Raw genomic sequence first — 23,260 nt, forward strand, 5'->3', positions numbered from 1 at the left:
ATCATTAACTCATAATAGTGCATCGTCGCCGGGAAAGTGAGCAAATGATTGTTTCAATACTATTTGAGCCTCTGCTATGCTCGGATTGTCAACAACCTTAAATCGGGAGGCCAATGTATGAAAAGAATCGTTGCAAAGGTAACCAGTATGACTTTGTTGTTTACGCTCGGACTCACTCTGTTATTCAGCGGGTGGGGGACTGCGGTAGTACACGCTACGGGACTTACGGTAACTGCCAGCGGAGGCGGAAATGAAGCGGCCTTTGTGGAGTGGTCATCTGTCAGTAATGCGTCAGGCTATAAGGTATACGTCAAGGCTGCAAGTGCAGCGGATTCCCAGTACCAGCAGCTTCACAATGAACTGATCCGCAAGTACGCCTCCTATTGGAGAGCAGATGCCGCAGGATTGGCCGCTGGTAATTATGTGATGAAAGTTGAAGCTGTGCTGTCCGGCGGAGGGACGGCAAGTGCGGTTACGGGAACGCTGGCTGTAACGGCGTATGACCGGTCGGGGTTTGCTTTTTCCACAGCATCACCTTATGGTACAGGCTCTGGCGCCTATAATGACAATGGAACGCTGAGAAGCGGGGCACAGGTGCTGTATGTCACCTCTCAGAATGCACAGACGGTCACTCTTCCCGTAGTGGTCAGCAGCTCGGGTACGATGCAGACGGGGACAGGTCTTGGCGGCATTCTCTCGCTTCGGCAAAAAGGCTATGATACCACTCCGCTCGCCATCCGGTTCATCGGACAAGTGACGGCCGCTGACCTCAGCGGACAGTTGAACAGCAGCGGGTATCTTGAACTCAAAGGCAAAAACAATTATACGGAAATGAACATTACCCTCGAAGGAATAGGGAAAGATGCGACTGCCTACGGCTGGGGAATGCTGCTCCGGTATACCGGGAATGTAGAGGTAAGGAACTTGGGCGTGATGTTGTTCCCGGATGACGGGATCTCTATGGATACAGGCAATGCGAATGTATGGGTGCATAATAATGATATATTTTACGGATCGGCGGGAAGTGATGCGGACCAGGCCAAGGGGGATGGTTCCACGGACCTTAAGAAGGGCTCCTCCTATATCACCATTTCGTACAACCACTACTTCGATTCCGGCAAAGCGGCTCTGGTCGGACTTAGCGAATCCGCAGAGTTCTTCGTCACCTTCCACCATAACTGGTTCGATCATTCCGACTCCCGTCACCCGCGGATCAGAGTAGCTTCGGTCCATGTGTATAATAACTTCTATGATGGCGTCTCCAAATACGGTGTCGGCGTGACGACCGGCGCTTCTGCCTTCGTGGAAAGTAATGTGTTCAGGAATACCAAGAACCCGATGCTGAGCTCCCTGCAAGGCACAGATGCACTGGGCGAAGGCACGTTCTCCGGGGAGAACGGCGGGATGATCAAAGCCTACAACAATAGTATCACGGGTGCGGCCAGTCTGATCTATGCGAACTCCAATACCGGAACAGCTCCGGCAAATGCAGCCTCCTCCGATGCTTATCTGGCCTCATCGAGAAATGAATCAGTTCCCGGCTCCTACAAAGCGCTTGTTGGCGGAACAGCGTATAACAACTTCGATACGAGCGTGAATACAGGCGTCAGCGCAGCAGCGGTGGATAGTGTGAGCGCAGTACAGCAGAAGGTTACAGCGGGAGCGGGACGCCAGGGGGGCGGGGATTTTCGCTGGACCTTCAATAACTCCGTGGATGACGCAGCCTATGCAATCAATGCGCCGTTAATGTCGGCCATCCGCAGCTACACCTCAGGACTGGTGTCTGTAGGAGGCAATTCCGGCCCCGTAGGACCGACCCCGGCTCCATCGGCAACTCCAGTGCCGACAGTGACACCTGCGCCATCGGCGACCCCGGTGCCAACAGCAACGCCTGTACCAACGGCAACGCCAGTGCCGACAGTGACACCTGCGCCATCGGCGACTCCAGCGCCAACGGCAACACCTGCCCCTGGAGCAGCGGTTCACAATTTTACGGCCTCCGGGACTTCGAGCAGCTTTTTCACCATTCAGGGCAATATCTCCACCAGCAAGGGAACAGTGATCTACAACGGCCTGACCCTAACCCAATGTCTGAAGATCGAGAGCGCCACCAGCATCCAGTTCACCGCTGCCAAAGCTTCGACCCTGACACTGGTATTCAACTCTGAAGGGACCAAGATTAAGGTGGATGGAACAAGCTACCCCATAACGAACGGCGTGGCCACCGTCTCCGTTGCGGCAGGCGCGCATACGATTACGAAGGATAGTACTGCTAATTTGTATTATGTGGTGGTGGAATAAATATGGAATTTCTTTCGCTGAACCGAATTAAGGCGACCTGTAGGGGTCGTCTTTTACTCTATTAGTGATTTACTATACACTTTTAAACTTCGTATTATGTAGTAACCTGATTTTTAAAAAAAGATTTAATTCCATCATATATAACGACTAATCCAATAATTAATGCCAAACTTCTTACCACAAACTCAGCAACATAGAGGTTCTCTTGGTATTGTGTTGAACTAAAGGTATGCCCTGTGATAAATCCTGGTGATACCATCACAAGCACACCTAAAACGACACTTAAAATTAAAAGCACGACTTTACTCACAAAAATCCCCCTTTTTTAATCTTTAGATGTAAAATCAATTACTTTCTTTACTGTCAACCAAATCAATAATCTCTCGTATGTCCTGAATATCTAGAGCTTCTGCGATTCTAACGATATGGCTAAAGCTAATGCTTTCTCTCTTTCCATTGGCTAATTCGCTTAATGCGGCGTGCCGGACCCTGGATATTCGGGACAACTCCCGCATCGATATCTTATGCTGAGCAGTCAATTCAGATATTTTCACTACAATATTCTTCTCCACTGCAATTTCACTCCTGAGCAAAAAAATTAAGATTGGCACGCGCATACGTACCAAGTCGCTTCTGTATTTATGCTACGCTGATGTATATCATAAATCTATAATGTAGCTTATAAAGGAGGCCCAATGCCCAACATTCTCGAATCGCTATATCATGGTAGTCTATTCCCTAGTGAAGATATAATCTCCAAGGACCCCAATTATCGTCCGCTTAACGGTCAGATTACCGAATCTCTCGAAGCTTGGAAACAGAAGCTGTCCGTGAGTGAGTTCGAGGAACTGGAGTCTTTATTGGAGCTATATTCACAGGTACAGGGGATGGATATGACGGCTGCATTTGTATCTGGGTTTAAGATTGGGGCCACGATGATGATCGAAGTGCTAATTGAGTAAGAGACTTGGATGGTGAATAATGAAAAAAACCATTTTATTGATATCGGGAATTTTTATCTTTTTATTTTCACTCTGGATAATTTTTACTTCGGTTTTACGTGTGTACTATACCGATACCATGCCGGACAATTATGAAATAACATTTGGCTATAAAACTAATGATTCGAATTTTGATTTCGTTGATTCAGCAGAAACCTTCACACAAAGGGCAGAGCTAAAAGCCAAGATTGCTTTTCCGGAGCTTTCGACAGAGAGCAGTAAAGGATTGTTTTATGTTACAAGCAATAAAGAAGGAAAAGTAATGAAAACCTTTAAAATAGCGATTAACAAAGGCGTGTCAGGACAACTGTTCAACTTAGATGCCGAAGGTTGGCCTGCAGGAACCTATGAGTGTACTTTTGAATTGAACGGAGAAATTTTAGCAACAAATAGTTTTTCTCTTCAATAAATTTCGCTATTCCTCCCCATACCTTCCCACCGCCATCTCCGCCGACAGCAGCATGCGCTGCTTCAGCTGCTCGCCCTCAGTGATCTTCACGCGCAGGCCCAGAAAGCGGATGCGGGAGAGCAGGAACTCGCTGTCGTCTCTCATGTAGTGCACGGTGATGCGGTAGATCCCGGTAGCTTCATCGAAGGCCACGGACTTATCGAAGCAGGAGAAGGTGGATAAGATCCGCGACAGCTCGGCATTGTAGACAGGAATGACCTGAATGCAGGCGGATTCTCTCAGACCGTCTAGGAGTCGGGCGATCCGGGCCTTGAGACCTTCTATCCGGTGGGCGGGGATGGGAGCAGGTTCGGCAGATACAATGTTCCGCAGCTTTGTGGACATGAGCGAGCGCTGCCGGGTGCTATACCACTGTATGTACCACTCCCGTTTATACATATTGTACTCCAGCTTGTGGGGGAAGCCGGACGGGTCGGTCCGCTCGCCGCCATGCTTTATCGCATAGGTAATCTCAATCCCCTGATTCTGCATGATGATGCGGCGCAGGGGGCGGAGCAGCGGATGATAGACCTGGCGCTCCTTGCTGCGGGCCTTCTCGATGATGATCTCTCCTACTTCAATAGAAGCTTCAGGCTCCAGCAGGGAATTCAGTTTACGTAAGGTTTCTGTTGAAAAAGCTTCAGCCGCCGCCGGATGCCCCAGCATCGTCTTCAGCCAGGAACGCTCCTGGGAGGTCAGCGCCAGGGAGCCTGCTTCCTCCAGGCGGGAGATGATCTGGAAGTTGAATATTTTCTCAAAGGGATTCATAGTAGCTCTTGATCTCCTTCCATTCCTCCATGAACTGCTTGCGGAGCCAGCGGGGCTCCAGAATCTCGCAGCTGGAGCCGAAGCTCCGCAGCCACGGCTTGATCTCAAAGATCTCATTCACCGTAATCTCGTACAGGAAGGTCGTATCGGATTCCTCCGTAATTACTCCCCACTGCCCCTGCGCCTCGACCCGCTCCCGGATGAAGTTGGCACCGGAACGGCTGGGGTTGTAGAACCTGACGGCCACCTTCACTGGACGGTTGGTATCGGTTACCCAGCTATACTCCATCTGCGCTGCAAGCTGCTGGAGTCTCTGCGCATACTCCTCTTCCTCTACAGGCTCGCCCTCTTCAATCTGGATCAGACCGTCCATCCTTAATTTCTTGATGCCCGTCCGGCTATGATAGCCGATCAGATACCAGCGCCCATACTGGTGATCGTAGACGACACGCAACGGAAGCAGGCTGTCCGTAGTCCCTGCCGACTCCCGCTCGAAGAGGGGATTGGTATTCTGGGAGGTGTAGTTCATGCCTTTTTTGGGCGACAGGTAGAGGAACCTGATTCTCCGGCGCTGCTGAATCGCCCCGAAGATCGTATAGAGATGGGCTTCGTCCAGAATCCGTGAATGGTAATGGTATTTGTACCGATGGGTCTCCGTGGCTTCGGGCAGAATGCCCCGTATCCGCAGAGCCTTCTTCAAAGTATCGCGCAGCAGGTAACCCTGAACAGACGGAATCTGCGTATTGGCGATGACATCTGCGTAATCGAACAGGTCCAGCAGCTCGTCATCCGTAAGCTGGTCCATCAGGTCATTGGCCGCCTTGTAGCGGTAGGGGCGCTTGTCATTCACCCTTACAATCACGCCTACCTCCTCCAGGTATTTAAGGTCTCCCCGGATGGTCTTCTCGTCCGGCAGCGGCGAATCATCGGGCATCTGGTCACAGCAACCGTCATGCAGCTCCTTGGCCGTCAGCTCCTTGCTCTGAAGTGCAGTTAACAGCAGCGTAAGCCGGATGCTCTCCGTCTCCTTCAGTGATTTTGCACGGAAGAGGAACAGGAGCAGCGGATCGGCCGATTCATAGTAATTATAGCGGAGCCATTCGGATAGCTCAGTGCCTTGGTCTGCGGGCAGATCCTGCTGCAAGACGGTAACCATGTCCTTCAGGTTGCGCAGCGTTTTGTCATAGGTATGTACTGAAATGCCGAGCCGCTCGGCGAATTGCTGCCTGCTGTAAGCTCCCCCGGCTAGTGACAGCATACGGAGAAACTGAATTTCTTTATCGAAGCTTTCCTTGGCCATATGTATTCCTCCAGCCTGTAAGACATCCATGAGTTGTAATAGGTAATACCTCTATTAAGCACCAGAGTTGCATGAATTGGAAGGTTTTTTGCCTGCTGCCATACTTTCACCCTGTTCACCCTGCGGGAAATGATGGAAAATAGAGCCAATGAAGCCGAATTGGAACGGAGGGATGGCATGAACCCTATAAATACGCTCATTCATGAGCAATTGAAGCAGATTGAACAAGAGGAGCAAGTGACGATCCTCTATGCCTGTGAGTCAGGCAGCCGGGCGTGGGGATTTCCCTCACAGGACAGTGATTACGATGTGCGGTTCATCTATGTGCATCGGCCGGAGTGGTATTTATCCATATGGGATGCACGAGATGTCATAGAGCGTCCTATTAACAATATGCTGGATTTTAGCGGCTGGGATCTGCGCAAAGCGCTGAAGCTGTTCCACAAATCCAACCCGCCGCTGCTGGAGTGGCTGCAATCCCCGATCCAGTATGCTGAGAAGTTCAGTGTGGCGGAGCAGCTTAGGGGGATCTCACCGTATACCTTTTCGCCGAAATCCTGTATGTACCATTACTTGAACATGGCCAAAGGCAACTACCGGGATTACCTCCAGGGTGAGCAGGTGAAGATCAAGAAGTACTTCTATGTGCTGCGCCCGGTGCTGGCCTGTGAGTGGATTCATCGGTACGGTGAGATGCCGCCGATGGCCTTCGAGGTGCTGGTGGACCGGCTGATTCCGAGGGACGGGGAGTTGTGGCAGGTTGTGCAGCAATTGCTGGCCCGGAAGAAATCGGGTGAGGAGATGGACCTGGAACCACGGCTGAGTGCGATTAACGAATATCTGGAGGAGCAGCTGCAAGGGCTGGAGAAGATCGCGGCGGAGTCTCTAAATACCAAGATGGACCATCAGGACCGGCAGCTTGATGCCCTGTTCCGGGACGCCTTGCAGGAAGTGTGGGGGTTGAATTTAAATTTAAACAAAAAGTGAAAAGGATCGAAGGGGAATTTTGGAACTGGAGGAGCCTTAGCGACCGCCTTTGTCTGCGGATTTCGACCGTTAAAACGGTATAAATCATGAAATCTGCAGACAACAGCGGCCGGAAGTCCAAAACTTCACCGAAGTGACAACTAAGCTTTAAGTTAGGTTTGGCTGATAAAGAACGACCGACAGGAGGAAGACATTCATGGCGATTGTACAACTGAGATCAACGAACCCGCAGTTCAGCTTCATAATTAAAAAGAATCCGCAGAGCGGCATGCAGCTTCGCCCTGTACGCCAGGGTATCGCTTACGGGTGGTATTCGGATGAGGCCACCTATAATGTGTATTTTAAGGACGCTGACAATGAAATCTCCTATAAAAAGAACGATGGCGAGAGCTTCGAGTACCTCAATGTCTCCCGCTATAACACCCCGTTATTCCCGCTGAATGCGGTGAATGAGTTCTTCTCTACCCCGTTCAAGGCGCGGGATGAGCGGGATGCGGAGGGGTTTGAGCACTCTTTTACCATCCAGATGATTCATGTCGAGCGGCTGCATTATATAAGGTTCTTCGAGCAGCATCTGAAGGACTATACGTTCACTCTGGAGCACCAGGCGCATAAGAGTTATTCCTTGACCATTACTACGCACAAAAGCTTATACCACCTCCTGCATGTGGTCAGTGTACTGTCCTTATTCTTATCGATCTTCGGGGATGAGTATATCGATATTTCGGACCGGATTCTCGACAAATATATCCGCAGTCTCAATGTGATGGATGCCCCCTTCTACATCCGTAGCCTGTTCGCCCGGAATCTCCTGAAGACCCGGGAGCAGTTCAAGCGGTATAAGGCGGCGGTCGAGCAAACGGAGCTGTACCCGATCGGTCTGGAGTATGGCAGCACGGCGATGCAGCGGCGGACGTTCATCTCGGGTGTGCTTCCGTTCGATAAGCCCATTCTGGATATCGGCTGCGGGGAAGGCTTCTACGCCATTCCGTATGCCGGGAAGATCGAAGGCGCTTATTATGCGGTGGACATCAACGAGGAGCTGCTGGAGGTTGTGAACCGGAAGGCAAAGGCCAAGGAGCTGGACAACATCGTCACCTTCCGTTCGCTGGAGCATTTCCTGGAGCTGTACAACGGAGAGCAGGTGGATGTCATACTGACCGAGGTGGTGGAGCATATGAGTGAGCTGGAAGCGGCTGCGCTGATCCGGCAGATTATCCGGCATGTTGATTTCGGGCAGCTGATTGTGACTACACCGAATGCGGATTTCAATCATTATTATGAGCTGGAAGGCTTCCGGCATGAGGATCACAAGTGGGAAAAAGGCCAGGCGGCGTTCCGGGAGTGGCTGACGGCCACCCTGCAAGGGCTGGGCGTAGAAGCCGAATTCTCGCTGGTGGGTGACCGGGTGGGCGAGATTCGTACTTCGCAGAGCGCAATTGTGCGCAGACAGGAGGGATAGGCCATGGACATTCAGACGAAGGTACACACGATATTCATGTTGGTGGGCGCGACGGAGTGCGGGAAGTCTACTTTTGCCAAGGAAGTGCTGATCCCCCAGCTTAAGCTTGCGGACAGCACTACAGGTCTGCGCACGAATGTGCAGTACCTCTCCTCGGACCTGATCCGTCAGGAGATCTTGGGCTACGACTACGATAAATACGATCAGGTGATGCTGGAGGCCAGCTCGCATACGTTCGCGCTGTTGTTCGAGCGGCTGAAGCGGGTCACCTCCTGGCCGATTAATGCGGAGTTTGTCATTATGGATACGATTGGTCTCGCGGAGGATTACCGCAGCAAGGTGCGGGCAATTGCCCAGGAGAATAACTATAATCTGGAGGTCATTCTGTTCGATTACCGCAAGCGGGAGGATTATTATGCCTCGGAGCGCTCGAAGAAGCTGATCTCGGGTCACCTGAACCGGCTGCGCCGCGAAGTGCTGCCTGTGCTGTCCCGCGAAGGCTACCACAGCATTCATAAGGTGCGGGCCAAGGATTTTCTGCTGGAGGGTCTGGAAGGTACTGAAGGTACGGGGGAAAAGCGGCCTAACCCGGATTACCGGGTGCACATTCAGGACTGGGAAGCGTATGCCGCTGCGGTGCTTCCGCAGGAACAGGAATACATCGTGGTCGGAGACGTACACGAATGTGTCCAAGAGCTGCAAGGCCTGCTGCGCAGCTACGGCTACCGGATTGAAGAAGGGATGCTAAGTGCTACGGATAAGCTGAAGAATACACGGATCATCCTGGCGGGCGACTGGATCGATAAGGGCAAGCAGAGCCGGGAGATCACAGAATTCCTGTATGATAATCGTGAGCATTTCCTGCTAGTAATGGGCAACCATGAGAATTTCGTCTACAAGTACCTGCGCGGCGAGATTCAGGGTACCGACCCGGAGTTGCTAAGAACGTATTTTGATTCGGCCCAGGTGTTACAGGAAGATGCGGAGCTTCACCGTAAATTCGAAGTGCTGGTGGAGAGTGCGAAGCCCTTTTACCGCTATATAGGGATGCGGGGCCCTTCCTTCTATGTAACCCACGCTCCTTGCCGCAACAAATACATCGGGAAGCTGGATGCGTATTCGCAGCGCCATCAGCGCAACTTCCGGCTGGACCGTGAATCTGCGTATGAGCAGCAGCTGGACTTCCTGAAGGAGGAGGCGGAGGGAAATCATCCGTTCCACCTGTTCGGACATATTGCCGCGAAGCAGCCGTTCCGGATCAAGAACAAGCTTCATCTGGACACGGGAGCCGTGCACGGGAACGGGCTGACCTCGGTCCAAATAACGTTCAAGCCGTTCTACAAAAGCCATAAATCCCGGCAGCAGCTATTTCAGGAGGATTTGCCGGTTCTCTTCCGCGAAGTGAATACAGTCTCTGTGGAGGAGTTGGATGCGGAGTCCATGCGCAGGCTGCATTACTCCTCGCTGAATAAGGTCAACTTCATCTCCGGGACGATGTCGCCTGCGGATAAGGATGAAGTAGCAGGCGAGCTGGAGTCGCTGCGCAAGGGATTGGATTACTTTGCCGGACGCGGGGTACATGAGGTGGTCCTTCAGCCTAAATACATGGGGTCGCGCTGCACAGTGTATCTATATCGGGATGTGGAGCATTGTTATGCGGTTAGCCGCAACGGTTATAAGGTCAAGGCTGTCGATCTAACGCCGGTCTATGAAGGGCTGCTGGACCGGTTCGGAACGTATATGGCGGAGCAGGGCATCCGTGTGCTGCTGCTGGACGGGGAGCTTCTGCCCTGGAAGGCGCTGGGGGAAGGGCTGATTGAACGCCAGTTCCAGCCAATTGGGCGGGCGCTGGAGAACGAGCTTGCGTTCCTGAGGGAGCACGGGTTCGAGGAGTCGCTCGGTGAGCTGATCCAGGCGTACGAAGTCAGCGGGTTCGAGCAGGATCAGCATCACCTGACCAAAGAAGCGCTTAGCACCAGCTACGGCGCTCACGTATATCAGACATATAAGCATGTCCGCAGTATCCGGGACTCTTACGTGGGGCTTGACCAGCGGGATGAAGCGTACCGGGTGTATAAGCAGCAGCTGGAGCTGTATGCCGGAGATGCGGAGCTGGACTATAAGCCTTTTGCCATCCTGAAGGAAGTGCTGGAGAGCGGGGAGGAACGGATGCCTGAAGGGGTAACCTCGGAGCAGTACCGCTTCCTGAATGACGATGAGATCCTGGTGCTGGACCTTCAGGAGCCGGAGGCTTACAGCCGGGCTGAGGACTATTTCGCCGCCATAACCATTGAGCAGAAGATGGAGGGGATCGTCATCAAGCCGGAGCAGGGGCAGCCGGGAGTGGTTCCTTACCTGAAGGTCCGCAATCCGGGGTACCTGTCGATTATCTACGGATACGATTACAGATTCCCGCACAAGTATGCCAAGCTGATGAAGCAGAAGAATATCGCACCTAAGCTACGTACTTCCCTAGCCGAGCATCGGCTGGGTAAGCAGATGCTGGAGATTAAGCTGGAGGAGATCTCGGGGGACAACAGCACTTACAAGCAGATTGCCGCGAACCTGCTGTTCGAGGTGACGAAGGAGAAGGAGATTGATCCGAGGCTCTAAAAGGATCGTCAGGCAGGCTGCCGGGAAGCTCCCGGCGGCCTGTCTTTGTTATAAAGGAAATGATAGTTTCCGTCTGCGGAGGATACGTTTCTGATTGTACCTGATACGGCCGAATGTAATCGGAAAACCGATTACAAGGGGCCAAGTGGGGGCGGGTATCTATTTCATTCGTCAGGATTTGCTGGGCCTTGATTCTATTGAATGTTGGCATGGTTCTCTCCCGGTCTACGTTATAAGTTAACTAAAGCAGGATTTCGGAAAAAGAGACGTGTCACAAATACGTATTGGCCTTAATTAATGAAACAAAACGCCGGATTCCTGCAAGAAAACGCAGAATGATGGTCAAGTCTCTTTTAAGATAATAATATGGGTGTTGAGAGGAGGCAGTGACAGTTGGAGATTAGATTTGAAGCAGACCCAGGCATGGATCGGGGATGGGCCAAGGTGGTCACTCATCCGGCGGAACAGGAACAATGGAAGAAACTTGAGACTGCGATTCAGGCGGCAGAGAAGCGGATCACCGTCATCAATGCCGGCAATAACCGCCAGGTCACTGTGGAAGCTGGCAAGGTTGCAGCTGTAGAGGCGGAGGGCCGGATGTGCAGTGTGCGGCTCATTACCGGGGAGATGTACCTGCTCAACACGAGACTGAAGTTCGCGCTGGAGGTGCTGGATACGCCCGGGTTCATTAAGATCAACAATCAGACCATTATAAATACCCGCTATATCAAAGAATTCTCGGCAACCGCTAATGCACGGGTGGAAGTCCGGCTGACAGATAATACTTTCTATACTGTCAGCCGTTACTATATCAATGATTTTAGGAGGAATTATCATGGCTAATCAGATCAGGCAAGGATTCTTTCAGGTATTTACTCTTACGTCGCTTTGGGTCACGCTGCTGTTAACGGTGTTCTTCAGAGATCAGCCGGTGGAGATGTTGTATCTGTGGCGTCTGGCGGGTATTGCCGCTGTAGCTGCCGTAATATTCGGGGTTATGTATAATATGCTGTGGAATCACTTCACGCTGAAGCCGCTGTGGAATATCCTGATCGGTTCACTGCTCAGCATTACCGGCGGAATGGGCATGGTATGGCTTTTCTCCATCGAGATGTTCGATTCTATCAGCGCCTGGTGGCCTGGAATGCTGCTGTTATCCGTCATCCTGCATACGATTGCGTTCTACTTCTATGCCAGAGCGAACAGCAGGAAGTCGGCGGAAGAGCTGAATAAGATCTTGAAGTAGAGATGATGCTTGATGCAAAAGAAGGAGAGCACCCCGTGGGTCTGCTCTCCTTCTTCGTATCTATCTATGCCGTTCCTCGGACCGGCGTGAAGTTAACCCATCACCACCAGTACTTCGTTCACTGCGGCCATCCGGGACACAGGAATCAGGTTGCCCTGGATTTCTTCGCTGTTGATGACGATGCGGGAGACGCCTTTCTGGACGCCGTTTTTGTTCTCGACCTGGATGTTCAGCTTCTTCCCGCGGAATTCGCGCACCATGGAGAAGTTGGTCCAGTCCGAAGGGACACACGGGTCCAGACGGAGGCCGTCCTTCTGGGGCTGAACGCCCATAATGCCCTCTGCCAGTGAGACCATAACAGTGGAGGCTGTGCCGGTCAGCCAGTGGACATGGGCCCGGCCCTGATACGGGCTGTCCTTGGATTCCACGAATTGGCCGTGGACGTAAGGCTCCAGCTTGCGGACCTCCGCATTCTCATTCATGGTGGCCGGGCTGCAGTTCAGGAAGTACTCGAACGCGCGTTCACCGTTACCAATCACCGTCTCCGCCAGGATGAGCCAGCCCTGCGGCTGACTGAAGATGCCGCCGTTCTCCTTGGTCGAAGCGTTGAACAGCGCCATCAGTGCTACCGGCAAGCCGTATTTGCGGAATGGCGGGTAGAACAGCATCGTGCCGTAATCGGTCCGCAGATTGTCATAGACCTTGTCCATGGCGAGCTTGGCCTGTTCCGGGCGGGCCGCACCGCTGAGTACCGACCAGCTCTGCGGGTTCAGCCAGATTCGGCCCTCGTCGTTCTCCCAGGAGCCGATCGTATAGTTGTCCTCGGTGAAGCCGCGGACGAACTGATCGTTCTCCCAGGCATACTTCTGGATATTGCCGTCCAGCTCCTCCAGCAGCCCTTGCGCCCACGCCGCATCCTCCGGCTTGTTCTTGTTCTCCGCGATGTCCATAAATACCTTGAGGCCCATGTACAGCTGGAAGGCCACGAATAATGATTCACCCTTGGCGCCAAGCCGCAGACAATCGTTCCAGTCGGCATGGAGTCCGACCGGCATCCCGTGCGCGCCCATGCGGTCGAGGCTGAATTGAAGCGCCTGCCGCAGATGCTCATACACCGTAGCCTCGCCTTGGTCTGAGTAAGGAATGACCTCATCGGTGAAGTCCCAGTTCCCGCTTTCATTTAAGTATTTGATCACTGTCGGGAACAGCCAGAGGGCGTCATCGGCCCGGTAGTGGGGATGCCCGGTCTCCCGCACATATTCCGGGTCGTCTGGTGTACCTTCATGGCCCGGGTTATGGTCGAATTTCACCAGCGGCAGCCCGCCGCCGTTTGACACCTGGGCAGAAATCATCAACCGCAGGCGTTCCAGCGCCATCTCGTGATCGAGATGAATAATGCCCTGGATATCCTGCACCGTATCCCGGTAGCCGAGCCCGTTGCGCAGTCCGGAGTACTGGAAGGAGGCCGCGCGTGACCAGATGAAGGTTATGAAGCATTGATAGGCGTTCCAGGTGTTAATCATATGGTTCAGATTGTCGCTTGGGGTCTGGACCTGGAAGCGGTTCAGCTTGCTGTGCCAGAAGGTCTTCAGTTCTTCCAGCTCCCGGTCTACCACAGATAGATCCTTGTAGTGACTAAGAATGCCGGACGCTCCCTCTTCATCATATTGTCCCAGCAGGAAAGCGACTTCCTTCTCTTCTCCCGGCTGCAGCTCCACGTTCATCTGCAGGGCACCGCAGGCATTGGCATTATAGTTCAGCGAGTTCGAGCATTGCCCGTTCTCCACGGAGAGCGGATTCCCGTAGCTGCGGTAATCTCCCAGGAACGTATCGCGGTCTCCGTCATAACCGGCCACCTCTGCTCCGGCAGCGCCGAAGAATCTCCAGGTCTGCTCGCCCGCAATATTCTCATTGATCACTTGAAGAATTTTATCGTGCTTGAAATACGTCCGGGAAATAAACAGCGTGTATTGCAGGTTCACCGTATCCTGCTCGTAGTTGTTATCGTTGGTGAATTCGGCGAAGCCGAAGAGGGCCAGCTTGCGCGGAGCAGTGCCGTCATTGCGGATCTTCATGCGCCATACTTCATAGGTCTTGTTCAGCGGTACGTAGTATAAGGACTCGGTATGAATGTTGTCATAATCTGAGACGATGTTCGTGTATCCGGTTCCATGATGGCAGACGGACTTGTACTGGTTCAGATCTTTCCCGACTGGCTGCCAGGAACCCGACCAATAATCGCCGTTCTCCAGGTCCTTCACATAGATATAACGCCCCGGCTCGTCCTTGGAGTTGAAATGATAGCGGATATGCCGTCCGTTGGCCCCGGATTTCACGAAGCTGTAGCCCCCGGCGTTGCCTGAGATAATTGCACCGTATTCCGGCGAACCGAGATAGTTGGCCCAAGGAGCAGGCGTATTCGGCTTCGTAATCAGGTACTCTTTGTTCTTGTCGTCAAAATGACCGTATTGCATAACCATTCCTCCTCATGATAGATGACAGGCAGGGCTATGAACGCGCGTTCACAAATGGCTGAAAAAATCCCGCCTACTTCCATTATAAGACAGTGAGGGTCTGACAATATAGCCTATATTTGAGAAAAAAACAAACAGTAGAGTCTTTTTATAGCAGTTTCCTATATTTGAATGGGCACATGGCCTTGTTAAGATCAAGAGGAAGGTCTAGGTGAATGCAACTGGGGCTGGAAGTATAAGGAGGAGTGCATGATGAGTGTGATGCAATGGTCTGAAGACACGATATCCTACGTTCTTAACGGTGAATGGTCTATTCAAAGAGCAGAGCCGGAAGAGTGGGGAGTCTATTGCTCCGTCTACTATAACATGGAGTATAACGGTTTTTTTAAAGAGGAAGTCTATGCGAATCCACGCAGAAATGCGTTTTGGATATACAAGGGGGAGAGTAGAATTGGCGGAGTCCGTATATCACCGAATGTGATCTACCATCTCTTTGTAATCCCGCCATTTAACGATACATTCGGAGTGTTGAAGCAGCTTAAAAGGCTGTTGATCCAGTGGTCTGACCGAAAGGAACCTATGCGAGCCTATGAAATTCTGCCGGATCAGGTTCAGCTGTATGCCCGGGCAGGCTTCTGGCCGGATGAATTCAGATGCCGCTGGATGCAGCGGCCTACAGAATATTTTCATGTGAACTGGGAGGACAGTCTGCGGATTGAGAGTCCTGAAGTGGAAGTAACTGAGGCGGGAGGCAAAAGGTTCGTTCTTGCAGAAGAGATTGCCCGTTGTGATTTTGAGAGCTTTAGAGGCGGACTGGATGCAACCCGGAGGAAGCAATTTGCTTTAGAAGATTTTGTACCCGGTGAAGATCCTAATTATTCCAATGAAATATTGACACAGGCTTCCACGCTGGTATTCGATAACACCACAGATCAGCTCATTGCCAATTGCCGGCTGTGTCTGCAGGATCATGTGGCGGCAGTCTACAGCATCAGCGTTAACCCCGCCTATCGGGGGAAGGGGCTGGCTACACGTATGCTGCAACGAGCCCTTACCACTCTGAAGGGGACGTATCCGCTGCTGAGATTGTATGTAATGGAGGGAAATGTTGCGGAATCTGTGTACTATAATCTCGGGTTTAAGCCCGGGGTGCAGGAGATTCAGAAGATGTATATCCCGGTGGATTAACGCAAATAAGCGATCCGCAAGATCAGCGCAGGCACCCTTAGGGGTGTCTTTTTTTGCTATAAAAATGACTGGAAACACAAAGGGGAGAGGTCTTTCACAATTATGCAATGATTTTTGTCACAATAAAGGAGATTTGTAGAGTTAATGTAGAGGTCTGTCGGATAGTATTAGAAACTAAGAGATTATGATACACAACCTGTCGGTATCCGTATCGCACGATTTGGTGAACGCCTGCATAGGAAGGGAGGAAAGTACAGGTAACAGGCAAGCGGTCTATGAATAATAGGAAGTGTCGGCTGATCACATAAAAGTCCCTTTAGATGAGGAGAACAAAAAAAAGATGACAACATCGAAGAAATGGAATAAAAGAGGTTCCCGCGCTCTGGCAGCCTCGTTGTCGATTGCGCTGGTTGCTGCCAACTTTGCGCTGGCCGGACCCGTGGCTCATGCGGCTGTAGCGGAGAATGATGGCTCGGAACAAATTTTCACTTCGGAGAAGTACCGGAGCTTCACCAAAGACGGCGGCAATGCTGTTAACTTAACCTTCCCGGAGCTATTTATAAACGCAGATCCTGGTGAAATGATGACGGGCGCAACGATTGTCATTAACGGGTACAAGCAGGGTGACCAGATTACGTTCGTAACGGCCGGTACAGGAATTACAGCTACCTTAAGCACGGGGAAAGGCGTCTATATATTAACAGGCGAGGCTTCGACCGAAGTGTATCAGAATGTATTAGAGAATGCCAAGTTTACCATGACATCGCCAGGAGAGCGCAGTTTGACCTTCGGCCTTGGTCCTGTTCCCGCCTTTAATAAAAACGGCCATTTCTATGAATATGTGGCGGAAACTAGCGTCAAGTGGCCGAAAGCCAAGGCAGATGCCGAGAAGAAGAGTTATTATGGACGCCAAGGGTACCTGGTGACGATTACCGACCCGGATGAGAACGCTTTTATTGCCGAAAAAGCTCGGGGGATTGGATGGATTGGCGGGAAAGATATTGCCCGGGCTGAAGATGATGATATGAATGATAGGGCAACCACACTTGTCTCTACCTTGCAGAGAAATGGAAAATATAATGGTTATGGTGATTGGCGCTGGGTGACCGGACCGGAAGGAAAGCGTCAATACGAAGGCAAATCCGGGCTTCCCTTCTATAAAGGTTATGCCGCTCAAGGCGGCTTGAATGATGCCGTCCCGGTTACTGATGCTACTTACGGAAATACCATGTACACTAACTGGGATGCGGGAGAGCCCAATGACGCCTCGTACGAGCATGTGGTGCATATCTTTGCGAATGGTACTTGGAATGATTATCCAACTAACTCCCAGGGGGTGCATGCCTACCTAGTTGAATACGGCGGCATGCCAGGCGATTCCAACACCAGCATTAACACAACCATTACACTGTTGGACAAAACACCGCTGAAAACGGGTGCCGATAAAGCGCAGAAAGACTATCTGGACGCTGCTCCGCAGACCTATACAAAGGAGTCTCTGGCCGTTCTTCAAAAGGCAACAGATGCTGCCAACGCTGTCCTTGAAGATGACCATGCTACCCCGGAAGAGATTGAAGTTGCCCGCAAGGGTCTGGCGGATGCGATTGCCGGATTGGTGAAGCAGCCGCCGGTAGCTGACAGCGCAAGCTATACAGCCGGAAGCAACAATCAGGTGTCTATCAAGTTCGACAAGGACATCAAGTTTAACGCGGACGATGCGGATACTACGGATGACTTCAGAGTGACTTTGGACGGAAAATTGGTCGATGTTACGCACGCTGTAGTATCCGACCAAGATCCTAGTGTCATTATTCTGACCCTGGCCAGCCCGTTGTCCAATGACCCGGTGGTTAGAATCGAATACGATGCCGCTGAGTCGGCAATCCAGGCTCAGACACCCGGGAAGGAGCCGGTTTCAGACTTTACGCTGATCGCGAATGGTCCGTTCGGTGACTCTTTGCAGATTCAAGAGCCTGCGAACGGAACCGAGGTATATGGAGCAGACTTCCCGCTCCCGGTAACCGGACAAGCTGCGCTGAACTCGGTAGTTACGGCCGCTGTCTATAAAGTGGACGTTCATCCCGATGCCTATCTGTACGATCTTGAAGTAGGCATTACGGTAACTGATGATGTCTATAAGTGGGACACCAAGCTGCCGGGTCCGCTGGCGCCGGGTTCCTACCATGTGGCGGTGACTTCTACCAAGACATTCGGTGATAAAGTAAAACCAGAAACGAAGCTGGTAGCATTCACCGTGCCGCAGCTTGAATTGACCCATGTAGCGGTGAATGAAGGCCAGCCGGATCACGCGGTGTTGACGTTCAACCAGCCGGTAGGTTCTGCGTTGACCGATGCTGATCTTACCGGACTGACCATCGATGGACGGAAAGTTATTGCTGTGAAGTCTGTACAGGGCGATAAAGTAGAAGTCGTTTTGGAGGAAGCGCTTGGTCCTGATGATGCGTTGATCGTAGGGTACGACCCTGCTGCGGGTAATGTTACGGCTGAAGGCAACGTCCTGAACGAATTGAAGCCAATCCAGGCTGGCGAGCAGTCCGGCATCACGAAGGATAATAATGTGATTCCGCTTCAGCTCATTGCCGCTTATCCCGAAGCCGGCAAGCTCAAGCTGGTATTCAACAAGCCAATCAACGATCTTACCGATCTGTCAGGATTCACTTACGGCGGAGTGCCGCTCAAGGAGCCTTTTGAGATCAATGGCAATGAACTTATCGTTTCCATTCCGGAAGATCATAAGGGCGGTCTGTTGAGCTACGATCCAGAGCTTGGCAACGTAACGGAGAATGGCAACAAGAATAACCCGCTTACGGGTCTGCAGCCGGGAATTGATCTTGGCGGAGATTCCAAGTATATCTCTGAAGCAGGCAAGCTGCCTGAGAACGGTCTGGGATTAAGTGTTGGAGATAAGCCGGTATCGCTGCATCCGGGCTTCCAGCCGGATGTACCAAGCGGCTATCAGGCAACCGTGCCTAACGAGACCGGTACCATTGCCCTGAATCTTGCCCCGGCAGGAGATAACGATACACTGCGCAAGGTTAGCTTGAATGGTGTAGAGGTTCCTGATGGAGACTGGAGCAAGCTGCCGCTTCAGGAAGGGCTGAACATCATTCAGGTGGACATTGTGGATGCGAAGCGTCCGGGCGTTAAGCTGGGTCAATACCAGATTCAGGTCATCCGCGCAAGCGGGAAGCTCGTATCGCTGGAGCCTTCGAGCGGCACTCTGCAGCCGGAGTTCAAGCCTGAAACTACAAGCTATGATGTAACTGTAGGGAACAGTGTATATGAAATGTCATTCAAGCCGGTAACACTTGACCCGGGTGCGGTGGTAACACTCAGCATTGCCGGTGAAGCTCCGGTAGAGGTGAAGAACGGCGAATGGAGCAAAGCGCTCCCTCTGAAAGTAGGCAAGAATGAAGTCCTGGTTACCGTCAAGGATTCTGCTGGCAAAACGAACACTTATACGATGATCGTTACCAGACAAGAGCCTGTTTTGAGTGGCGGTGGAGGCTCCGCACCTGCTCCTGCTCCGGATACCACCAAAACCGAACTCATCCAGGTGGATGTAGCCATCGGCGGAGCCAATGCGGTTGGAATTACGAAGGTGCCGGTGCAGCGGACGACTCACAGCAACGGAACGATAACGGACCTGGTCCGCTTCACCAAGGATAAGGCCGAGGAAGCAGTGAAGAAAGCGAAAGAGACGGGACAAAGCATTGCCCGTGTAGTCATCCCGGATGCGGCGGACAATGTCAGCGAAGTGAATGTCCAAATTCCGGCAGAGACCGCCAAATTGCTGAAAGAGAACGGCATTGTGCTGGAAATCTATACAGAGAATGCTATTATCCGTATCCCGAATTCATCTCTGGAAGGCATCGGGCAGGACTTCTATTTCCGGCTGGTGCCGGTGAGAAGTGCAGCAGAACGTAGTGAAATCGAAAAGAGAGCCACGCTCGAAGCTGTGGTCCGTGAAGTGGCGAAGGACAATAAAATCGAAGTGGTTGCCAGACCGATGACCATTGAGACGAACCTGTCCAGCCGGGCGGTAACTCTGATTCTGCCACTCAAGGATGTGAAGCTGCCTGCGAATGAAGCAGAGCGTAATGCTTTCCTGGCACAGCTGGGTATCTTCATCGAGCATACTGACGGCACGAAAGAGGTTGTCAAAGGCAAGGCAGTTACCTATAAAGACGGACTGCTCGGACTGGAATTCTCCATCTCGAAATTCAGCACCTTTACCATCATCAACTTCAATAATCAGTCGCCTGCGAAGCATGTATCCTATATCGTTGGCTTCCCGGACGGTCAATTCAAGCCGGACGAACGCGTAACGCGCTCACAGATGGCCCTCATGATTGCCCGGAATCTGGGCTATGATGCCAATGCGGCTGTAGGCACGCCTCCCTTCCCGGATGTTGCTGTCCGCCATTATGCGGCCGCAGCCATTGCCTTTGTGAATGCACAGGGCATAATGAAGGGCGATCCGGCCGGACAATTCCGGGGGAATGCACCGATTACCAGAGCGGAGATGGCCGCTGCTGCTGCCAACTACCTGAAGCTTGCGGTACCGGCAGACGGGAAGTCCAGCATGAACGATACCACCGGACATTGGGCACAAGGTGTCATTGAGGCCAACGTGAAGGCAGGCCTGCTTAAGGGCTACCCGGACGGCAGCTTCAAGCCGAATACCTACCTGACCCGTGCAGAAGCAGTAGTCATCGTCAATCAGATGTTTAACCGGGGTCCATTATATGGAGCCGATGCTATCAAATTCCCGGATGTATCCAAGAATCACTGGGCATACCTGGATATCCAGGAAGCCGTAATCGATCATCAATACCGGATCGACAGTGAGCAGAAGGAGCAACGGGTTACAGAATAACTGAATGGGGGTTGGAGGAGAGATCATTCTTCTCCAGCCCCTAAATCATTACTTTTGAAGTATAATGAACATAATTCCGTACTGATTTCCAGCTGCGAAGGAGATCCGAATGAAAGCAATCCTGATTGACGATGAAGAATTGGCACTAAAGGCCTTGGAGCGTCAGCTGCATGCGCTTGGTGATTTTGAGATTATCGGCAAATATACCGATCCGCTGCTAGGGCAGCAAAAGGTGGAAGAGACCGAGACCGACATTGTGTTTCTCGATATCCATTTACCGGAGCTAAACGGGATTGAGCTGGCGGAAAGGCTACTGGAACAGAGGCCCGACCTGCAGGTTGTATTCGTAACGGCATATGATAAGTATGCCATCAAGGCCTTTGAGCTGAACGCCCTGGATTATGTGCTTAAGCCGATTCATATGGATCGTCTGAAGCTTACGGTCAGTAGATTGAATGCCCAGCAGAAGCCTGGACCGGCAGTCTCAACAGCACCATTGCAAGCGAGCTGGACGATGCTGATGTTCGATGCCTTCCGGATCTACGAAGGAGAGCAGGAGCTTGCACCGCTGCAATGGAGAACGGCAAAAGCGCAGGAAATCTTCTTTTTTCTGCTGCATCATCGCGGCAAAGTGGTCAGCAAGGCCACTCTGATTGAATTGCTGTGGGCTGATTTTGATCCGAATAGAGCCTATCCGCAGTTATATACCGCTGTGTATCATATCCGTAAGATGCTTGAGCCCTTCAGCAGAGAACGGATTCTCCTGCAAAATACGGCGGACGGCTATCTGCTCAAGCTGGAGGGAATCTACCTGGACGTTGATGAGTTCGACCGCTTTATCCAAGCGGGGGTTGAGCTCTCAGACAACACGCTGCCCGAATATGAACGAGTCCTGAAGCTGTTCAAGAGCGAATATCTGGAGGGGTACGATTATGTGTGGGCGGAGCTTGAACGGCAGAGATTCCAGCTGCAGTGGATTCGGCTGAAGCTGAATCTGGTCCGCTGGTATATGGACCATGCAGAATATGAACAGGCCTTCAAGCACATTGAGCAGGTCTGCACCCGCTATCCGTTAGAGGAGCAAGCGCAATTATTGTACATGCAGATTTCGGACAGAATGGGCTTTCATTTTCTGGTGCAAAGACAGTATGTATTGCTGGAAGCGGTGATGGAAGCAGAGGTTGCGGAGAAACCAAGCCGTGAAATTGTCAAATGGTATAAGGATTGGGATAACAAGCGGCAGAAAGGGTGAATCTTTGGGTTCATCCTTTTTGCCCTATCTAAATTATGATATATTTAATCTTGAATGTTCTTGTTCTGCAAAGACCCGACGAAGGAGCGCCCCATGACCCAATTTGTCTACAAGCAGATTATTGCTGATCTCAAAACGAAGATTTTTGCCGGGCAGTATGCGGATATGAAGCTGCCGGATGAGCGCAGTCTCAGCGAGGCGTATCAGGTCAGCCGCAGTACCATTAAGCGTGCGCTGATGAAGATGGAGAGCTCGGGCATTATTTTCAAGAAACGCGGCTCAGGCACCTTCATCAATCCGCTATACATAAAGAACGATTCGATCTTCAATTACGAGGGCTCTAATCTGGGGGTGTCGGATAACTTCCAGATGCACGGCAAGAAGCCGGAGATCAAGGTGCTGAGCTTCGAGGTCATCCGGCCCACGGAGGAGCTTCAGCGGGATTTGTTCCTGATGCCCCATGATTTCGTGTATAAGATCGTGCGTCTGCGTCTGTTTGAAGGTGCGCCCTTCATGATTGAGACGGGATATATTCCAATTAAAATTGTGCAAAATCTCGACCAGACGATTATCGAGGGGTCGATTTTTCATTATCTGGAGGAGACGCGCAACCTGGCGGTGACCAAATCCTTTTTGTCTATTTTTGCCGAGCCTTCGCTGCCCGAGGACCAGGAGCTGCTGCATCTGAAGGAGAATGAGCCTGTAGGCATTATGGAAGGGATCTTCTTCCTGGATAACGGCACGCCGTTTGAATTCTCGCATATGCGCTTCCATTATGAGTATCTGAAGTTTAACACATTCGTGTCTGTGCATTAACGGGTGGACGTTGTAAATAGCATAACTGGATGTATAGCAGGCCGGGAGGAGTCCCGGTCTTTGTTTTGTTTAGGAAATTATGCTCTATGTCTCCGCGACAAAGTGCTCTTTACGATGAGGAGCCCGAATCTATGTGAAAAACAGCATACATTGTGTACGTAAGCAGGCGCATGGCCCGATGTATGTGAAAAACAGCATACAATGTGTTCGCAAGCAGGCACACGGCCTGAATGTATGTGGAAAACAGCATACATTGTGGTTGGAAGCAGGCACGCGGCCTGAATGTATGTGGAAAACAGCATACATTGTGTTCGCGCTAAACCGAACACAAAGCTAGCCACAGATGTGTGAGCCGGTTAAAGGGCGCAAGGAACCCAGCTGTCATCCTTTAGGGTGATCCTTTTTATATAACAAATAAATCCATATATATAAAAATGAAGATCATTTTGTGCGCGATTTGCAGCGAATTTCATACTATGTTCAAAATTTCACAATATTGGACCG

Annotated in this window: 17 protein-coding genes; 12 read left to right on the forward strand and 5 right to left on the reverse strand. The window is 51.6% G+C overall.

The annotated features are described in order from the left end of the window. Positions 1-117 precede the first annotated feature (117 nt). Positions 118-2,301 (forward strand): pectate lyase, encoded by a 2,184-nt coding sequence (locus tag MHH28_RS23820; RefSeq protein ID WP_405106115.1) that lies wholly within the window; start codon positions 118-120, stop codon positions 2,299-2,301. Positions 2,302-2,395: 94 nt separating this feature from the next. Here MHH28_RS23820 and MHH28_RS23825 read toward each other — a convergent pair whose 3' ends face one another. Together MHH28_RS23825 and MHH28_RS23830 are read right to left on the reverse strand one after the other, a co-directional pair. After that, a complete protein-coding gene (locus tag MHH28_RS23825) occupies positions 2,396-2,611 on the reverse strand; it encodes a hypothetical protein (protein ID WP_405106117.1) in 216 nt (71 codons plus the stop codon). A gap of 34 nt (positions 2,612-2,645) precedes the next feature. Then, positions 2,646-2,873 carry a helix-turn-helix domain-containing protein gene (locus MHH28_RS23830; protein ID WP_405106119.1) on the reverse strand — a complete coding sequence of 76 codons (228 nt, stop codon included), beginning with the start codon at positions 2,871-2,873 and terminating at the stop codon, positions 2,646-2,648. 123 nt (positions 2,874-2,996) lie between these two features. Here MHH28_RS23830 and MHH28_RS23835 point away from each other — a divergent pair, with 123 nt between their 5' ends. Both MHH28_RS23835 and MHH28_RS23840 read left to right on the forward strand, forming a co-directional pair. Next, entirely contained in the window at positions 2,997-3,263 is a 267-nt protein-coding gene (locus MHH28_RS23835) for a DUF6809 family protein (protein WP_405106121.1), read from the forward strand. 19 nt (positions 3,264-3,282) lie between these two features. Continuing rightward, positions 3,283-3,711 carry a hypothetical protein gene (locus tag MHH28_RS23840; RefSeq protein ID WP_405106123.1) on the forward strand — a complete coding sequence of 143 codons (429 nt, stop codon included), beginning with the start codon at positions 3,283-3,285 and terminating at the stop codon, positions 3,709-3,711. 6 nt (positions 3,712-3,717) lie between these two features. On the opposite strand, the gene MHH28_RS23845 is transcribed toward MHH28_RS23840, so the two are convergent. After that, a complete protein-coding gene (locus MHH28_RS23845) occupies positions 3,718-4,518 on the reverse strand; it encodes a WYL domain-containing protein (protein WP_405106125.1) in 801 nt (266 codons plus the stop codon). Continuing rightward, a complete protein-coding gene (locus tag MHH28_RS23850; RefSeq protein WP_405106127.1) occupies positions 4,505-5,818 on the reverse strand; it encodes a helix-turn-helix transcriptional regulator in 1,314 nt (437 codons plus the stop codon). The genes MHH28_RS23845 and MHH28_RS23850 overlap by 14 nt, the downstream gene beginning before the upstream one ends. A 177-nt stretch (positions 5,819-5,995) precedes the next feature. Between MHH28_RS23850 and MHH28_RS23855 the strand changes: the two genes are divergently transcribed. The 5 genes from MHH28_RS23855 (at position 5,996) to MHH28_RS23875 (ending at position 12,126) form a co-directional block, all read left to right on the forward strand. Then, the gene (locus MHH28_RS23855; RefSeq protein ID WP_405106129.1) at positions 5,996-6,805 is read left to right on the forward strand and encodes a nucleotidyltransferase domain-containing protein; all 810 of its coding nucleotides are present in this window, start codon (positions 5,996-5,998) and stop codon (positions 6,803-6,805) included. A gap of 196 nt (positions 6,806-7,001) precedes the next feature. Beyond that, on the forward strand, positions 7,002-8,267 hold the full coding sequence (locus MHH28_RS23860) for a class I SAM-dependent methyltransferase (RefSeq protein ID WP_405106131.1): 1,266 nt from the start codon (positions 7,002-7,004) through the stop codon (positions 8,265-8,267). Positions 8,268-8,270: 3 nt separating this feature from the next. Next, the gene (locus tag MHH28_RS23865) at positions 8,271-10,880 is read left to right on the forward strand and encodes a metallophosphoesterase (protein ID WP_405106133.1); all 2,610 of its coding nucleotides are present in this window, start codon (positions 8,271-8,273) and stop codon (positions 10,878-10,880) included. 393 nt (positions 10,881-11,273) lie between these two features. Next, positions 11,274-11,723, forward strand: a complete 450-nt coding sequence (locus MHH28_RS23870) for a LytTR family DNA-binding domain-containing protein (protein WP_341183050.1) — start codon at positions 11,274-11,276, stop codon at positions 11,721-11,723. Beyond that, complete coding sequence (locus tag MHH28_RS23875) at positions 11,716-12,126, forward strand: hypothetical protein (protein WP_405106135.1); 411 nt, start codon at positions 11,716-11,718, stop codon at positions 12,124-12,126. Before MHH28_RS23870 ends, MHH28_RS23875 begins: the two co-directional genes overlap by 8 nt. 92 nt (positions 12,127-12,218) lie before the next feature. Here the strand turns inward: MHH28_RS23875 and MHH28_RS23880 are convergent, their stop codons facing one another. Beyond that, positions 12,219-14,600, reverse strand: a complete 2,382-nt coding sequence (locus MHH28_RS23880; RefSeq protein WP_405106137.1) for a GH36-type glycosyl hydrolase domain-containing protein — start codon at positions 14,598-14,600, stop codon at positions 12,219-12,221. Positions 14,601-15,179: 579 nt separating this feature from the next. On the opposite strand from MHH28_RS23880, the gene MHH28_RS23885 reads away from it, so the two are divergent. The 4 genes from MHH28_RS23885 (at position 15,180) to MHH28_RS23900 (ending at position 22,756) form a co-directional block, all read left to right on the forward strand. Next, positions 15,180-15,788 (forward strand): GNAT family N-acetyltransferase, encoded by a 609-nt coding sequence (locus MHH28_RS23885; RefSeq protein WP_405106139.1) that lies wholly within the window; start codon positions 15,180-15,182, stop codon positions 15,786-15,788. 340 nt (positions 15,789-16,128) lie between these two features. Beyond that, positions 16,129-20,688 carry an S-layer homology domain-containing protein gene (locus MHH28_RS23890; protein ID WP_405106141.1) on the forward strand — a complete coding sequence of 1,520 codons (4,560 nt, stop codon included), beginning with the start codon at positions 16,129-16,131 and terminating at the stop codon, positions 20,686-20,688. A gap of 109 nt (positions 20,689-20,797) precedes the next feature. Further along, positions 20,798-21,940 (forward strand): response regulator, encoded by a 1,143-nt coding sequence (locus MHH28_RS23895; protein ID WP_405106143.1) that lies wholly within the window; start codon positions 20,798-20,800, stop codon positions 21,938-21,940. Positions 21,941-22,033: 93 nt separating this feature from the next. Next, positions 22,034-22,756 carry a GntR family transcriptional regulator gene (locus tag MHH28_RS23900; protein WP_405106145.1) on the forward strand — a complete coding sequence of 241 codons (723 nt, stop codon included), beginning with the start codon at positions 22,034-22,036 and terminating at the stop codon, positions 22,754-22,756. Positions 22,757-23,260: the final 504 nt, after the last annotated feature.

It is taken from the genome of Paenibacillus sp. FSL K6-1217, from assembly GCF_045040735.1.
GTDB lineage: Bacteria > Bacillota > Bacilli > Paenibacillales > Paenibacillaceae > Paenibacillus_AQ.

Bases quoted from the DNA above. Each gene is read 5' to 3' on its own strand.
- MHH28_RS23820 (WP_405106115.1), top strand. From the start codon at position 118: ATGAAAAGAATCGTTGCAAAGGTAACCAGTATGACTTTGTTGTTTACG.
- MHH28_RS23835 (WP_405106121.1), top strand. From the start codon at position 2,997: ATGCCCAACATTCTCGAATCGCTATATCATGGTAGTCTATTCCCTAGT.
- MHH28_RS23840 (WP_405106123.1), top strand. From the start codon at position 3,283: ATGAAAAAAACCATTTTATTGATATCGGGAATTTTTATCTTTTTATTT.
- MHH28_RS23845 (WP_405106125.1), bottom strand. From the start codon at position 4,518: ATGAATCCCTTTGAGAAAATATTCAACTTCCAGATCATCTCCCGCCTG.
- MHH28_RS23850 (WP_405106127.1), bottom strand. From the start codon at position 5,818: ATGGCCAAGGAAAGCTTCGATAAAGAAATTCAGTTTCTCCGTATGCTG.
- MHH28_RS23855 (WP_405106129.1), top strand. From the start codon at position 5,996: ATGAACCCTATAAATACGCTCATTCATGAGCAATTGAAGCAGATTGAA.
- MHH28_RS23860 (WP_405106131.1), top strand. From the start codon at position 7,002: ATGGCGATTGTACAACTGAGATCAACGAACCCGCAGTTCAGCTTCATA.
- MHH28_RS23865 (WP_405106133.1), top strand. From the start codon at position 8,271: ATGGACATTCAGACGAAGGTACACACGATATTCATGTTGGTGGGCGCG.
- MHH28_RS23875 (WP_405106135.1), top strand. From the start codon at position 11,716: ATGGCTAATCAGATCAGGCAAGGATTCTTTCAGGTATTTACTCTTACG.
- MHH28_RS23880 (WP_405106137.1), bottom strand. From the start codon at position 14,600: ATGCAATACGGTCATTTTGACGACAAGAACAAAGAGTACCTGATTACG.
- MHH28_RS23885 (WP_405106139.1), top strand. From the start codon at position 15,180: ATGCGAGCCTATGAAATTCTGCCGGATCAGGTTCAGCTGTATGCCCGG.
- MHH28_RS23890 (WP_405106141.1), top strand. From the start codon at position 16,129: ATGACAACATCGAAGAAATGGAATAAAAGAGGTTCCCGCGCTCTGGCA.
- MHH28_RS23895 (WP_405106143.1), top strand. From the start codon at position 20,798: ATGAAAGCAATCCTGATTGACGATGAAGAATTGGCACTAAAGGCCTTG.
- MHH28_RS23900 (WP_405106145.1), top strand. From the start codon at position 22,034: ATGACCCAATTTGTCTACAAGCAGATTATTGCTGATCTCAAAACGAAG.